The organism is Polynucleobacter sp. 35-46-11, from assembly GCF_002281105.1.
The window spans coordinates 1-1341 of the sequence record NZ_NCFJ01000619.1; the positions used below are offsets into that span (position 1 = coordinate 1).

A 1341-nucleotide genomic window follows, 5' to 3' on the forward strand; every position below is an offset into this window, starting at 1 on the left:
ATGCCGTAGCCTATACCCAAGGTCCAGGCTTGGCTGGAGCTCTACTCGTAGGCAGCGCTTTTGCCAAATCCTTAGCCCAAGGCCTTAATTTGCCATCGATTGGGGTGCATCACTTAGAAGGGCACTTACTTTCCCCGCTTTTAGGGGTTTCTGTACCGGAATTTCCCTTTATCGCCCTCCTAGTCTCTGGCGGACATACCCAGCTAATGCTCGTGAGTGGGGTTGGTAAGTACCAACTTCTGGGTGAAACCTTGGATGATGCAGCCGGCGAAGCCTTTGATAAAACTGCCAAATTACTCGGCTTAGATTACCCAGGCGGAGCCGCCATCTCGAAGTTAGCAGAAAAAGGGCAATCCGGAAGATTTGACCTACCCAAACCCATGCTGCACTCGGGAGATCTGGATTTTTCCTTCTCGGGTCTCAAAACAGCGGTTTTGAACCAGGTGAAAAAATTTGAGGCATTAGGCATTTCTGATTCAGATGAAATTGCGACATTCCATGCGGATCTTGCACGAAGCTTTGTCGATTCTTTGGTGGCGGTGCTGGTCAGCAAATCCGAGAAAGCACTTAAGCAAAGTGGCTGCAAGCATTTGGTGCTGGCCGGTGGAGTGGGTGCCAATTTGCAGTTGCGCGCAGCGCTCAATGCTAGCGCCAAGAAGAATCGATTTGAAGTGCACTACCCACCAGTTGATCTCTGTACTGATAACGGCGTGATGATTGCATTTGCTGGAGCACTCCGCATGTTGGCAGAAAATAGTGGTTCAACTACTTCGGGCGCATTTGATATCAAACCCCGCTGGGATTTGGCGAGCAATAATCTCGCTTAAGTAAATCTCGTTTTAGTGCTGCTTACTTAGTCAGGCTAATTTTGGCGTAAGCGCTGTGATTATGAATCGACTCAAAATTCTCAGCCTCAACCACTAAAGACAAAATACGCTCGTCATCTTTGAGTTGGCCAGCCACATCACGCACCAAGTCTTCTACAAACTTTGGGTTGTCATAAGCGCGCTCAGTAACCCACTTCTCGTCAGGGCGCTTGAGTAAGCCCCACAACTCGCTAGAGGCTTGACTCTCAGCAGCTGCAACTAAATCTTCGACCGTCATCTTGGTCTGCGGATCAAGCTCTACAGACATGGTTACGTGTGAGCGCTGATTGTGTGCGCCATATTCAGAAATCTCTTTAGAGCATGGGCACAAACTCATCACTGGAACTAAGGCGCGAAGGTTTAACTCAACGTCAATTGCACCAGAAGTATTTTGCTTAGCCTTAGCAGTCCAAGTCACTTCGTAATCCATCAAGCTTTCTACACCAGATACGGGTGCAGCTTTTTTAACGAAGTG

Annotated in this window: 2 protein-coding genes; one reads left to right on the forward strand and one right to left on the reverse strand. The window is 48.5% G+C overall.

Annotated elements, in window-relative coordinates; translation table 11 throughout:
* On the forward strand, positions 1–827 hold an 827-nt coding region (tsaD, locus tag B7Y67_RS18210; RefSeq protein ID WP_293599841.1), incomplete at its 5' end, for a tRNA (adenosine(37)-N6)-threonylcarbamoyltransferase complex transferase subunit TsaD.
* A gap of 22 nt (positions 828–849) precedes the next feature.
* On the opposite strand, the gene B7Y67_RS18215 is transcribed toward tsaD, so the two are convergent.
* The coding region (locus tag B7Y67_RS18215) for a GTP cyclohydrolase I FolE2 (RefSeq protein ID WP_293599842.1) at positions 850–1341 on the reverse strand (492 nt) is incomplete at its 5' end.